At 69.6% G+C, this 13,515-nt stretch carries 12 protein-coding genes; 11 read left to right on the top strand and 1 reads right to left on the bottom strand.

Features of this window, described 5'->3' with window-relative positions; all coding sequences use genetic code 11:
- The first annotated feature begins 143 nt into the window (after positions 1-143).
- From folC to ACWGJ5_RS30320, 11 genes are all read left to right on the top strand, one after another.
- Positions 144-1,655 (top strand): bifunctional tetrahydrofolate synthase/dihydrofolate synthase, encoded by a 1,512-nt coding sequence (folC, locus tag ACWGJ5_RS30370; RefSeq protein ID WP_453312836.1) that lies wholly within the window; start codon positions 144-146, stop codon positions 1,653-1,655.
- 9 nt (positions 1,656-1,664) lie between these two features.
- On the top strand, positions 1,665-2,027 hold the full coding sequence (locus ACWGJ5_RS30365; RefSeq protein ID WP_228625080.1) for a DUF4233 domain-containing protein: 363 nt from the start codon (positions 1,665-1,667) through the stop codon (positions 2,025-2,027).
- A 67-nt stretch (positions 2,028-2,094) separates the two neighbouring features.
- Positions 2,095-2,508 (top strand): nucleoside-diphosphate kinase, encoded by a 414-nt coding sequence (ndk, locus tag ACWGJ5_RS30360; protein WP_228625078.1) that lies wholly within the window; start codon positions 2,095-2,097, stop codon positions 2,506-2,508.
- Positions 2,509-2,831: 323 nt separating this feature from the next.
- Complete coding sequence (locus tag ACWGJ5_RS30355; RefSeq protein ID WP_031158632.1) at positions 2,832-3,851, top strand: rod shape-determining protein; 1,020 nt, start codon at positions 2,832-2,834, stop codon at positions 3,849-3,851.
- A gap of 164 nt (positions 3,852-4,015) precedes the next feature.
- A complete protein-coding gene (gene mreC, locus ACWGJ5_RS30350) occupies positions 4,016-4,957 on the top strand; it encodes a rod shape-determining protein MreC (protein ID WP_453312835.1) in 942 nt (313 codons plus the stop codon).
- Between the two features lie 13 nt (positions 4,958-4,970).
- A complete protein-coding gene (gene mreD / locus ACWGJ5_RS30345) occupies positions 4,971-5,648 on the top strand; it encodes a rod shape-determining protein MreD (RefSeq protein ID WP_453312834.1) in 678 nt (225 codons plus the stop codon).
- Between the two features lie 137 nt (positions 5,649-5,785).
- A complete protein-coding gene (gene mrdA / locus ACWGJ5_RS30340; RefSeq protein WP_453312833.1) occupies positions 5,786-8,044 on the top strand; it encodes a penicillin-binding protein 2 in 2,259 nt (752 codons plus the stop codon).
- Positions 8,041-9,237, top strand: coding sequence for a rod shape-determining protein RodA (rodA, locus tag ACWGJ5_RS30335; RefSeq protein ID WP_453312832.1), 1,197 nt, complete (start codon positions 8,041-8,043; stop codon positions 9,235-9,237). The genes mrdA and rodA overlap by 4 nt, the downstream gene beginning before the upstream one ends.
- Positions 9,238-9,359: 122 nt before the next feature.
- A complete protein-coding gene (locus tag ACWGJ5_RS30330) occupies positions 9,360-10,859 on the top strand; it encodes a CYTH and CHAD domain-containing protein (RefSeq protein WP_453312831.1) in 1,500 nt (499 codons plus the stop codon).
- Between the two features lie 70 nt (positions 10,860-10,929).
- Positions 10,930-12,900: a TIGR03960 family B12-binding radical SAM protein gene (locus ACWGJ5_RS30325; protein ID WP_453312830.1), complete on the top strand. Its 1,971-nt coding sequence runs from the start codon at positions 10,930-10,932 to the stop codon at positions 12,898-12,900.
- 1 nt (position 12,901) lies between these two features.
- On the top strand, positions 12,902-13,087 hold the full coding sequence (locus ACWGJ5_RS30320; protein WP_453312829.1) for a hypothetical protein: 186 nt from the start codon (positions 12,902-12,904) through the stop codon (positions 13,085-13,087).
- An 86-nt stretch (positions 13,088-13,173) separates the two neighbouring features.
- Here ACWGJ5_RS30320 and ACWGJ5_RS30315 read toward each other — a convergent pair.
- Positions 13,174-13,515, bottom strand: a 342-nt coding sequence (locus ACWGJ5_RS30315; RefSeq protein ID WP_453312828.1) for a tectonin domain-containing protein, incomplete at its 5' end; no start/stop codon positions are given.

Here is a 13,515-nt window from a genome sequence, read left to right as displayed (position 1 = left end):
AAGGGGCGCGGGGAACTGCGCGAGAAGCGACCTGCGGCCCGCACCCGCCCGACATCCCAGCCACCCCCTCAACAGGCGCGCCAATCAATGGGCGCACCAAGCCACCGCATCCTTTGTCGGTGCCGCTCCGTAGACTGGGCCCCGTGAGCGACCCGAACGGCACCGACCAGCCCGACCCCCTCGACAGCTTCGACGAGATCATCGAGGCCGAGACCACCCGCGACCCCGATCTCGCCGTGATCGAGGCGGGCAGCCGCACCCTGCGCACCCAGGGCGGGCAGGCGTACGCAGACGTACCCGCGCGGCCCGAGGACCCGGAGGTCGACAAGGCCCTGCGCGAGGTCGAGGCAGAGCTGGCCACCCGCTGGGGCGAGACCAAGCTGGAGCCCTCGGTCAGCCGCATCTCCGCGCTGATGGACGTGCTAGGCGAGCCCCAGCGCTCGTACCCCTCGATCCACATCACGGGCACCAACGGCAAGACCTCCACCGCCCGCATGATCGAGGCCCTGCTCGGCGCCTTCGAGCTGCGCACCGGCCGCTACACGAGCCCCCACGTGCAGTCGATCACCGAGCGGATCAGCCTGGACGGCGCCCCGATCTCCGCCGAGCGGTTCATCGAGACGTACCAGGACATCAAGCCGTACATCGAGATGGTCGACTCCTCGCAGGAGTACCGGCTGTCCTTCTTCGAGGTCCTCACCGGCATGGCGTACGCCGCCTTCGCGGACGCCCCCGTGGACGTCGCCGTCGTCGAGGTCGGCATGGGCGGCTCCTGGGACGCCACCAACGTCATCGACGGTGACGTCGCCGTGATCACCCCGATCGACCTGGACCACACCGACCGCCTCGGCGAGACGCCCGCGGAGATCGCAGGTGAGAAGGGCGGGATCATCAAGCAGGACGCGACCGTGATCCTGGCCCAGCAGCCCGTCGACGCGGCGCAGGTGCTGCTGAAGAAGGCCGTCGAGGTGGACGCCACCGTGGCCCGCGAGGGCCTGGAGTTCGGGGTCGTCGCCCGGCAGGTCGCCGTCGGCGGGCAGCTGCTCACCCTGCGCGGCCTCGGCGGCGAGTACCCCGAGGTGTACCTTCCGCTGCACGGCGCCCACCAGGCGCACAACGCGGCCGTGGCCCTCGCAGCCGTCGAGGCGTTCTTCGGCGTCGGCGCGCAGCGCGCCGAGCCGCTGGACATCGACGCCGTCCGCAAGGCCTTCGCGGCCGTGTCCTCGCCGGGCCGCATGGAGGTCGTACGGCGCTCCCCGACCATCGTGCTGGACGCCGCGCACAACCCGGCGGGCGCGCGGGTGACCGCCGAGGCGGTGCAGGAGGCGTTCGACTTCAGCCGGCTGATCGGCGTGGTCGGCGCGAGCGGCGACAAGAACGTGCGGGGGCTGCTGGAGGCCTTCGAGCCGATCTTCGCCGAGGTCGTCGTCACACAGAACTCCAGCCACCGGGCCATGGACGCGGACGAGCTGGCCGCGCTCGCCGTCGAGGTGTTCGGCGAGGAGCGGGTGCAGGTCGAACCGCGGCTGCCGGACGCCCTGGAGGCCGCGATCACGCTGGCCGAGGAGGAGGGCGAGTTCGCGGGCGGCGGTGTGCTCGTCACCGGTTCCGTCATCACCGTCGGCGAGGCCCGGCTGCTGCTGGGGAAGGGCTGAGAGTCGAAGATGCGTACGCTCTGTGCATCGACACTGATCGGCGAGTTCTTCGTCATCGGCTTCGCCGGGCTCGTCGCCATGAAGGACCCGAACCTGTCGGTCTCCACGGTGTGGCTGGTCAGCGGCATCGCCATGCTGCTGTGCGTGCTGCTGTGCGGCATGGTGACCCGGCCCGGCGGGGTGGCCCTCGGCTGGGCCCTGCAGCTCGCGCTGATCGTCTCCGGCGTCTTCGTCCCGACCATGTACTTCATGGGCGCGGTGTTCGCGGCGCTGTGGTGGGCGTCGGTGCATTTCGGCAGAAAGGTGGACGAGGCGAAGGCCAGATTCGCCGCCGAGGCGGAGTCCGGCCCGTCCACACCTGACGCTGCGTAACGGGCGTCCCGGCACGCCCTGTAACCTCGTCCCACCACCGCAGACGACCGTCAGAAGGAGTCCTCCCGTGAGCCAGCGCACCCTCGTCCTGCTCAAGCCCGACGCCGTCCGTCGCGGCCTGACCGGCGAGATCATCAGCCGTATCGAGCGCAAGGCCGGCTGGCAGATCACCGCGCTGGAGCTGCGCACCCTGGACCGTGCCACGCTGGAGCAGCACTACGCCGAGCACGTCGGCAAGCCGTTCTACGAGCCGCTGGTCGAGTTCATGTCCTCCGGCCCGGTCGTCGTGCTGATCGTCGAGGGCGAGCGGGTCATCGAGGGTGTGCGCGCGCTCGCCGGTCCGACCGACCCGATCGCGGCCGCGCCGGGCTCCATCCGCGGCGACTTCGGTGTGATCGTCCGCGAGAACCTGATCCACGCCTCCGACTCCGAGGAGTCCGCCGAGCGCGAGGTGAAGATCTTCTTCCCGGGCCGCGCCTGAGCCGCGCGGTCGGCCGCGAGCAGAGTTTTCATCAAATTTCCTGAGGGGGCGTCAGCTCGGTCCGGTGGCGCATGACCAGGGGCGGCCGTACATTTCCGGCCGTCCCTTGGCATATGCATTGCCGTTCGGGGGAACGCGTGCCTCCGTTGGACCGTCTCCACAAGCGGGGCGGGCCGCCATCTGGTGACAATGGCGGAGACCCTCGCGCAGTGTTCGTGCAGGCGCGTTTACGATGGAGGCCTTCACGTCACAGCACCCGCCTCGCCGACCTGATATGCCCTCAAAAGTTCGGGAAGGCCAGATGAATCCGGATGGGGAACTCAATGTCGTTCATCGGCCGTGACATGGCTGTCGACCTCGGGACCGCCAACACGCTGGTGTACGTCAGGGGTCGCGGGATCGTACTCAACGAGCCGTCCGTCGTCGCGATCAACACCAACACGGGTGGGATTCTCGCGGTCGGTGCCGAAGCGAAGAAGATGATCGGCCGGACGCCGGGCAACATCGTGGCCGTCCGCCCGCTGAAGGACGGCGTGATCGCCGACTTCGAGATCACCGAGCGGATGCTCCGCTACTTCATCCTGAAGATCCACAAGCGGCGGTATCTCGCCCGGCCGCGGGTCGTCGTCTGTGTGCCCTCGGGCATCACGGGCGTCGAGCGCCGCGCGGTGATCGAGGCGTCCTCCCAGGCGGGTGCGCGCCAGGTGCACATCATCGAGGAGCCCATGGCGGCCGCCATCGGCTCCGGCCTGCCGGTCCACGAGGCCACGGGCAACATGGTGGTGGACATCGGCGGCGGCACCACGGAGGTCGCGGTCATCTCGCTCGGCGGCATCGTCACCGCCCAGTCCATCCGGGTCGCGGGCGACGAGCTGGACAACGCGATCATCCAGTACATCAAGAAGGAGTACAGCCTTCTGCTGGGTGAGCGCACGGCCGAACAGATCAAGATCACGATCGGTTCGGCGTACGACCTCGACGCCGACGAGCACACCGAAGTCCGTGGCCGGGACCTGGTGTCCGGGCTGCCGAAGACCGTCGTCATCTCGGCCGCCGAGGTCCGCAAGGCGATCGAGGAGCCGGTCAACGCGATCGTCGACGCGGTCAAGACGACCCTCGACAAGTGCCCGCCGGAACTGTCCGGTGACATCATGGACCGAGGAATCGTTCTGACCGGCGGCGGAGCCCTGTTGCGCGGGCTCGACGAGCGGCTGCGCCGGGAGACCGGCATGCCGATCCACATCGCCGAGGACCCGCTGGACAGCGTGGCGCTCGGTTCCGGCAAGTGCGTCGAGGAGTTCGAGGCGCTGCAGCAGGTCCTGGACGCCCAGCCGCGCAGATGACGAAACTCTTCGATTCCGCCGTACGAGACGTTCTCCTCTCGTGCGGCGGATCGTTGATATAGAGGCATAAGCTCCCCCAAATGGGCCCCTCGGGTTTGCGTTTCGCGCATCGCACCGCAAAGGGGCTCCCGAATTCCTATTGAGGAAGGGCACGGCCGCCGCACGTGAGGGACACGAAAGAGAGCCGGCTGCTCCTGGTCCTGCTGATCGCCATCGCGTTCGCGCTGATCACGGTCGACATCCGCGGGGGCCGGAACTCCCCGGTCGACGGTGCCCGGCAGGCCGCGGCCGCGGTGTTCGGCCCCGTCGAGAACGGCCTTTCCTCGGCGGTGAATCCGGTCAGCAACGCCGTCTCCGCGATCCGGGACTCCGGCAACCGGCACGACCGGCTCGCCCTGCTGGAGAAGGAGAACGCGGCCCTCAAGGCGAAACTCGGCAGCGACGACCGCAACCGCAGCAGGCTGAACCAGCTCGACAAGATGCTGAAGATCGCCGGCGAGGGCCAGTACGGCATCAAGGGCGCCCAGGTCATCGCCATAGGAGCGGCTCAGGGCTTCTCCTGGACCATCACCATCGACGCCGGCGCCAACGACGGCATCAAGCGCGACATGACCGTACTCAACGGCGACGGCCTGGTCGGCCGCGTCACCACCGTCGGCCCGGACACCTCCACCGTGCTGCTCGCCAACGACCCCGACTTCACCGTCGGCACCCGCCTGGAGGGCAGCGACGAACTCGGCTTCGCCTCCGGGCAGGGCGACCGCCCGCTGCGCGTGGAACTGCTCAACGGCAAGGCGGAGGTGAAGAAGGGCGACCGGCTCGTCACCTTCGGCTCGGAGGCCGACCGGCCGTTCGTGCCCGGCGTGCCGGTCGGCGTGGTCTCCCGCGTCGACCCCTCCAACGGCGGCCTCACCCGCACGATCTACGTCACCCCGTACGTCGGCTTCACCAAGCTCGACATCGTCGGCGTGGTCGTCCAGGCCCCGAAGAAGGACCCGCGCGACGAGGTCCTGCCGACCAAACCCAAGCCCGTACCGACGCCGACGGTGACCGTCACGGTGACCCCCTCGGCCAACGCGAACAACACGACCGGCCAGCAGCAGTAGGAGCTGACTTTCCATGCGCCCCAACCGGATCCTGCTCTCCAGCGCGCTGGTCGTCGTGGCCCTGGTGATCCAGGTGAGCGTCCTCGCCCGCCTGCATCTGCCGGGCGCCGTCCCGGACCTGCTGCTGCTCACCGTCCTCGGCCTCGCCATGGTGTACGGCCATGTGGGCGGCGCGCTCGTCGGCTTCGGCGCCGGCCTGCTCGCCGACCTGGCCCCGCCCGCCGACCACGCGGCCGGCCGCTACGCCCTCGTGCTGTGCGTCACCGGATACTTCGCCGGGCTCATCAGGCCGGAGAACGGCCGCCTGAAGTCGGCGACCGGCCCGATGGCCGTCGTGGTCGCCGCCGCCATCGGCTCCACGCTGCTGTACGCGGGCGTCGGCGCGCTCGTCGGCGACACCGCGGCCCGCCATGTCGGCCTGCCCGGGCTGCTGTTCTCGGCGGCCCTGTACGACCTGCTGCTCGCCCCGTTCGTGGTCCCGGGCATCATGTGGCTGGCCCGCCGCGCGGACAACGATCCGCTGACCGAGTCCGGCCCCGCCGCCAAGGCCGGTGACATCTCCACCGGCTGGCTCTCCTCCGGCACCGGCCTGCGCATCGGCAGCCAGCGCGGCGGCTTCGGCGCGCTGAAGGCCAAGGCCCGCACCCGCTCCACGCGGGTCGGCCGGATCAAGGGGGTCAAGCGGCTGTGAGCGCGAGTCAGGCGGTCGAGGAACCCGCGGAGTTCACTCCAACGGGTCAGCTTTCGTGGAACGCGGGTTCACAGACTGGCCGTTCATCATTCGTACGCGATCTCGCACATGCGCACTGAGAGGGGGAGGCAACCGCAGTGACCAACATCCCCGAGACCGGTCGGACCCCACGGGTCCAGATCCGGCTCGTCGTGATCCAGATCCTCGTCCTCTCCCTGCTCGGCACGCTCGGCGGCCGGCTCTGGTACCTGCAGATCCGCGAGGGCGCCCAGTACCAGAAGGAGGCGTCCGGCAACCACGTCCAGCAGGTCGTCGACCCCGCAGTGCGGGGCGACATCCTGGACGCCCGCGGGGTGCCCCTCGCGGACAACGAGACCCGCCTGGTCGTCTCCGCCTCCCGCACCGACCTGCTCAAGCAGAAGGACGACGGCAAGGCGGTCCTCACCAAACTGGCCGGCGTCCTCGGTGAGAAGCCCGCGGACGTCATCCAGAAGGTCCGGCTGTGCGACGCCAAGACCCCCAAACCGTGCTGGAACGGCTCGCCGTACCAGCCGATCCCGATCACCGACAAGGCGACGCCCAAGCAGGCCCTGCAGATCCGCGAGCGCGCCGAGGACTTCCCCGGCATCACCGCCGAGCCCGAGGCCGTACGCCGCTACCCGGGCCCGGGCAACTCCAACACCGCGCAGGTCCTCGGCTATCTCTCGCCCGTCACCGACGCCGAGATCCAGCAGGCCAAGGACACCGACTCGCCCTATCTGCGCTCCGACATGGTCGGCCGCTCCGGCCTGGAGCGGGAGTACGACAAGGAACTGCGCGGCAAGGCCGGCGTCACCCGCTACGAGGTGGACAACCTCGGCCGGGTCATCGGCAAGGCCAGGTCGGACTCCGCCGAGCCCGGCTCGAACCTGGTCACCAGCATCGACTCCCGGGTCCAGCGCGTCGCGGAGTACGAACTGGACAAGGCGATGAAGGCCGCCCGCCAGCAGTACGACAAGATCACCCAGGAGAACTACAAGGCCGACTCCGGCGCCGTCGTCGTCATGGAGGCCAAGACCGGCCGGATCGTCGCGATGGCCTCGGCCCCGACCTACGACCCGAACGTCTGGGTGGGCGGCATCTCCGCCAAGGACTACAAGGCCCTCACCGGCAAGGACTCCGACTACCCGCTGCTCAACAGGGCCATACAGGGTCAGGCGGCCCCCGGTTCGACGTTCAAGGTGGTCTCCACGGCCGCCGCGGTCCAGGCCGGCTACGCCTGGGACGGCGGCTACCCCTGCACCAGCTCCTACTCCGTCGGCGGCCAGGTCTTCAAGAACTTCGAGGGCGAGAACTTCGGCGACATCTCCCTGGGGCGCGCCCTGGAGGTCTCCTGCGACACCGTCTTCTACGGCCTCGGCGACAACGAGTGGAAGAAGGACGGCGGCATCAACCCCAAGAAGGGCCAGCCGAAGGACTGGTTCTTCAAGACCGCCCACCAGTTCGGCCTCGGCAAGGAGACCGGCATCGACCTGCCCAACGAGGTCGCCGGCCGCGTCCCCGACCGCCAGTGGAAGCTCGACTACTGGAAGGCCAACAAGGACGCCTGGTGCAAGTCCGGCAAGAAGGACGGCTCCTACGTCGAGAGGATCGCCTACGAGAACTGCCTCGAAGGCAACAAGATGCGCGAGGGTGACGAGATCAACTACTCCATCGGCCAGGGCGACACCCTCGTCACGCCGATCCAGGAGGCCATGATCTACGGCGCCGTCGCCAACGGCGGCACCGAGTACGCCCCGACCATCGGCAAGGCGATCATCGGCGCCGACGGCAAGACCGTCCAGGAGATCATGCCCAAGGCGGAGCGCAAGCTCCCGGTCAGCCAGGCCACTCTCAAGGGCATGGACGACGCGTTCGCGGGCGTCATCACCCGCGGTACGGCCGCGTGGAAGTTCAACGGCTGGCCGCAGGACAAGATCACGCTGCACGGCAAGACCGGTACCGCCGAGGTCTACGGCAAGCAGACCACCGGCTGGCTGGCCACGTACTCCAAGGACTACTCGGTGATCATGACGATCTCCCAGGCCGGTACGGGTTCCGGTTCCGCCGGTGAGGCCGTGCGCAACATCTACAGCGCGCTCTACGGCGTCCATGGCGACGGCTCCATCGACACCAAGAAGGCGCTGCTGCCCGAGCCGCAGAAGGGCCTGCCGAAGGTCCGCAACGACGGCACGATCGAGGCCCCGAAGGTCGCCGGCGACCCGGCGAAGGACGCCGAGGCCTCCCAGCAGAACAACCCCAGCAACGGCAGCGACCAGCAGCCCGCCACCTCGCCCTCGCCCACCACGGGCAACCGCAACACCCGCAGGCGACCACGCAGGATCCCCGGGCGGGGAAGCCGGAGGATGCCCTCATGACCGGCGCGAACAGCTTCTCCGTCTCCGGGTACGGCCCCGAGCGGGCCGGCTGGACCAGGATCTTCGCCCGCGACTCGCTGGCCCGCAGGCTCGACTGGCCGATACTGCTGGCCGCCATGGCGCTGTCCCTGATCGGGTCCGCGCTGGTGTTCTCGGCGACCCGCAACCGCACCGAGATCAACCAGGGCGACCCGTACTTCTTCCTGGAACGCCACCTGATGAACCTCGGCATCGGGTTCGCCCTGACGCTCGCCACGCTCTGGCTGGGCCACCGCGCCCTGCGCAACGCCGTGCCGATCCTCTACGGCCTGTCGGTCCTGCTGGCCCTGGTGGTCCTCACCCCGCTCGGCGCCACCATCAACGGCCAGCGCAACTGGCTCGTCATCGGCGGCTTCTCGCTCCAGCCCGCCGAGTTCCTCAAGGTGACGATCATCCTGGGCATGGCGATGATGCTCGCGACCCGGGTGGACGCGGGCGACAAGCCCTACCCGGACCACCGGACGGTGGCGCAGTCCCTGGGCCTCGCGGCCGTACCGTGCCTGATCCTGCTGCTCATGCCGGACCTCGGCTCGGTGCTCGCCATGGTGGCCATCATCCTGGGCGTGCTGCTCGCCTCCGGCGCCTCCAACCGCTGGGTCTTCGGCCTGCTCATCACCGGTGTGATCGGGTGCATCGCCATCTGGCAGCTGCACATCCTGGACCAGTACCAGATCAACCGCTTCGCCGCGTTCGCCAACCCGGGCCTGGACCCGGCGGGCGTCGGCTACAACACCAACCAGGCCCGTATCGCCATCGGCTCCGGCGGCCTGACCGGAGCCGGACTCTTCCACGGCTCGCAGACCACCGGCCAGTTCGTGCCCGAGCAGCAGACGGACTTCGTCTTCACGGTCGCGGGGGAGGAACTGGGCTTCGTCGGCGCCGGCTTCATCATCTTCCTGCTCGGCGTGGTGCTGTGGCGGGCCTGCCGCATCGCCCGCGACTCCACCGAGCTGTACGGGACGATCGTGGCCGCCGGGATCGTCGCCTGGTTCGCCTTCCAGGCCTTCGAGAACATCGGCATGACCCTCGGCATCATGCCGGTCACCGGTCTGCCGCTGCCGTTCGTGTCGTACGGCGGCTCGTCGATGTTCGCGGTCTGGGTGGCCGTGGGGCTGCTGCAGTCGATCAAGGTCCAAAGACCCATGTCGGCGTAGGCCTCCGGTGGTCGGCGGGGGCCGCCCGGCGCGCCGTTCACCGGGTGGATGACGGGAGTTTTCCGGCCATTCACCCGGCACTGCCCCTGCCGTACCACCTCGCGGACAACTAGATTCGATCCATGGCGGATGCGAAACGCGAGATCGAGCGCAAGTACGAGTCCGACGACAGCGGGCTGCCCGACCTGACCGGCGTCGGCGGAGTGGCGGCCGTCCTCGACAAGGGCCTGGTGGAGCTCGACGCCACCTACTACGACACCGCCGACGAGCGCCTGGCCGCCGCCGCCCTCACCCTGCGTCGCCGCACCGGAGGCTCGGACGCCGGCTGGCATCTGAAGTTCCCGGTCGAACCGGGCGTACGGGACGAGATCCGGGCCCCGCTCTCCGACACCGTCCCGGACGAGATCGCCGCCCTGGTCCGTTCCCGGATCCGGGACGCCGAGCTGGTCCCGCTGGTCCGGCTGCGCTCCGCCCGGGACGTGCGCCACCTGGTCGACGCCGACGGCACCCTGCTGGCCGAGGCGAGCGTCGACGCCGTGACCGCCGAACGGATCGGGGAGACGGGCGGGACCGCCCAGTGGACCGAGATCGAGGTGGAACTGGCCGACGACGGCGACCCGGCCTTCCTGGACCTGGTCGACAAACGACTGCGCCGGGCGGGCATGCGCCCCTCGAAGTCACCGTCGAAGCTCGCCCGGGCCCTGAAACAGACAGGGGGACGGCGCCGTGGAAAGGGCAAGCCCGCACCGCCGGTGACGGCCGGCGACCACGTGCTGGCCTATCTGCGCGCCCAGCGGGACGTACTCGTCGAGCTCGACCCCGCCGTCCGCCGGGACGTGCCCGACTCCGTGCACCGTATGCGGGTCGCCACCCGCCGCGCCCGCAGCACCCTGCGCAGCTTCCGTTCCGTCCTCGACCGCACCGTCACCGACGCCGTCGCGGTCGAGCTGAAGTGGCTCGCGGGCGAGCTGGGCGTGGACCGCGACCAGGAGGTGATGGCCGAACGCCTGACGGTCGCCCTGGACGCCCTCCCGCCCGACCTCGTCGTCGGCCCGGCCCCCGAACGCCTCGCCTCCTGGGCCGAGGCCCGCGGCGGCGGTGCACAGGCCCATCTGACCGGCGTGCTGGACTCCCGCCGCTATCTGACCCTGCTGGACACCCTGGACGCGCTCCTCGCCGACCCGCCGCTGCGCAAGGCCGCCGGGAAGAAGCCGGAAAAGGTGCTCACCAAGGCCATGGACAAGGACCTGGCGGCCCTGTCCGCCCTGGTCGAGCGGGCCATCGGCGTCCCGCGGGGCGAGGAACGCGACGTCGCCGTGCACGAGGCCCGCAAGAAGGCCAAGCGCACCCGCTACGCGGCCGAGGCGGCCACACCGGCCCTCGGAAAACCGGCCGGCTCCCTCACCAAGGCCATGAAGTCCCTGACCACCCTCCTCGGCGACCACCAGGACAGCGTCATGACCCGCCTGACCCTGCGCGAGCTGTCCGCGGTGGCCCACGCGGCGGGGGAGAGCACCTTCACATACGGGGTGCTGTACGGGCGCGAGGAGGCCCGGGCGGCACGGGCGGAGGCGGAGCTGCCGGAGGTGTGGAAGGAGATCAGGTCCGGGGCGACCGGCTGAGCGTACGGGGGAGGGCCCCGGCCGGGTTACGCTTGATGGTCACCCCTGTCAGCTCACGAAGGTTCGCGAGATGCCTGCCGAAGCCGCCGAGTCGGTGTTCCCGCAGCTCGAAGCACTGCTCCCGCATGTGCAGAAGCCCATCCAGTACGTCGGTGGAGAGCTCAACTCCACCGTCAAGGACTGGGACGAGTGCGACGTCCGCTGGGCGCTCATGTACCCGGACGCGTACGAGGTCGGCCTGCCCAACCAGGGCGTCCAGATCCTCTACGAGGTCCTCAACGAGCGGGAGGGCGTCCTCGCCGAGCGCACCTACAGCGTGTGGCCGGACCTGGAGGCGCTGATGCGTGAGCACGGCGTCCCGCAGTTCACGGTGGACACCCACCGCCCGGTGAAGGCCTTCGACGTGTTCGGCCTCAGCTTCTCCACGGAGCTGGGCTACACCAACATGCTCACCGCCCTGGACCTCGCCGGAATCCCCCTGGAGTCCAAGGACCGCACGGACGGCGACCCGATCGTCCTGGCCGGCGGCCACGCCGCCTTCAACCCCGAGCCGATCGCCGGCTTCATCGACGCGGCGGTCATCGGCGACGGCGAGCAGGCCGTGCTCGACATGACCCGGATCATCCGCGAGTGGAAGGCCGAGGGCCGCCCCGGCGGCCGCGAGGAGGTCCTGTTCCGCCTGGCGAAGACGGGCGGGGTGTACATCCCGGCGTTCTACGACGTCGAGTACCTGCCGGACGGCCGTATCGGCCGCGTGGTCCCGAACAAGAGCGGTGTCCCGTGGCGCGTGTCCAAGCACACGGTCATGGACCTCGACGAATGGCCGTACCCCAAGCAGCCCCTCGTGCCCCTGGCCGAGACGGTCCACGAGCGCATGTCGGTGGAGATCTTCCGCGGCTGCACCCGCGGCTGCCGCTTCTGCCAGGCCGGCATGATCACCCGCCCGGTCCGCGAGCGCTCGATCACGGGCATCGGCGAAATGGTCGACAAGGGCCTGAAGGCAACGGGCTTCGAGGAGGTGGGCCTCCTCTCCCTGTCCTCCGCGGACCACTCGGAGATCGGCGACATCGCCAAGGGCCTGGCCGACCGCTACGAGGAAGACAAGATCGGCCTCTCGCTCCCCTCCACCCGTGTCGACGCCTTCAACATCGACCTGGCGAACGAGCTGACCCGCAACGGCCGCAGGTCGGGCCTCACCTTCGCCCCGGAGGGCGGCTCGGAGCGCATCCGCAGGGTCATCAACAAGATGGTCTCGGAGGACGACCTGATCCGTACGGTGGCCACGGCCTACGGCAACGGCTGGCGCCAGGTGAAGCTGTACTTCATGTGCGGCCTGCCGACGGAGACCGACGACGACGTCCTGCAGATCGCCGACATGGCGACGCACGTCATCCGGAAGGGCCGCGAGGTCTCGGGCTCGAACGACATCCGCTGCACGGTCTCGATCGGCGGTTTCGTCCCCAAGCCGCACACCCCCTTCCAGTGGGCCCCGCAGCTGTCCGCCGAGGAGACGGACGCGCGCCTGGAGAAGCTCCGCGACAAGATCCGCGGCGACAAGAAGTACGGCCGCTCCATCGGCTTCCGCTACCACGACGGCAAGCCGGGCATCGTCGAGGGCCTCCTGTCCCGCGGCGACCGCCGCATCGGCGCGGTCATCCGCGCGGTGTACGACGACGGTGGCCGCTTCGACGGCTGGCGCGAGCACTTCTCCTACGACCGCTGGATGGCCTGCGCCGACAAGGCGCTCGCGCCCTACGGCGTCGACGTCGACTGGTACACCACCCGTGAGCGCACCTATGAGGAGGTCCTCCCCTGGGACCACCTCGACTCCGGCCTGGACAAGGACTGGCTCTGGGAGGACTGGCAGGACGCCCTCGACGAGACGGAGGTCGAGGACTGCCGCTGGACCCCGTGCTTCGACTGCGGCGTCTGCCCACAGATGGACACGGCCATCCAGATCGGCCCGACCGGCAAGAAGTTGCTTCCGTTGACGGTCAAGAACGCTGGTCAGGCGCCTGCTTCGAGCGGTCACGAGCACTGACGTGAGCGAGGCGCTCGACCGGGTGGTTGAGGCGTTGGCGGGGGTGAGCGAGGACGCGGTGGCCGCTGCGCTGGCTGCGGCCGGTGCGCCACGTCCTCGCCCGCCGGCGCCGCCGGTCGTGTTCAGAACGCCGCTGCCGGGCCCTGGAGATGTCCCGCAGATCGTCTCCGAGGTGGAGTGGGTCTGAGTCTGATCCTCCGGTCAGGGAGAGGGGTGCGCCGCGGTGCCGGTGGGGCGTGGCGCGGCGCATGGATCTCTTCGTCGGCGAACGGGTCAGCCGGGGATGTCGCCGGTGTAGCGGTAGATGTTGCCGGCTGAGTTGACGCCCCAGACGGTGCCGTCGGCGCCGGCGCCGATGTCGGTGAGTGCTCCGGGGATCTGTACCCAGGGGCTGGCGTCGTTGTTCGTGTAGCGGTAGATGTTCCCGCCCGCGTTCGTGCCCCATACCGTGGTGCGGGAGCCGGCTGCGATCGCCTTGAGTGCGCCGCTGATCTGCTTCCAGTGGCCGGTGTCCTGGTCGCCGGTGTAGCGGTAGATGTTGCCGGCTGAGTTGACGCCCCAGACGGTGCCGTCGGCGCCGGCGCCGATGTCGGTGAGTGCTCCGGGGATCTGTAC

The organism is Streptomyces sp. NPDC054783 (genome assembly GCF_053611725.1).
Note: the sequence above shows the minus strand (reverse complement) of the source record. Positions and strands in the feature narration are given on the sequence as shown.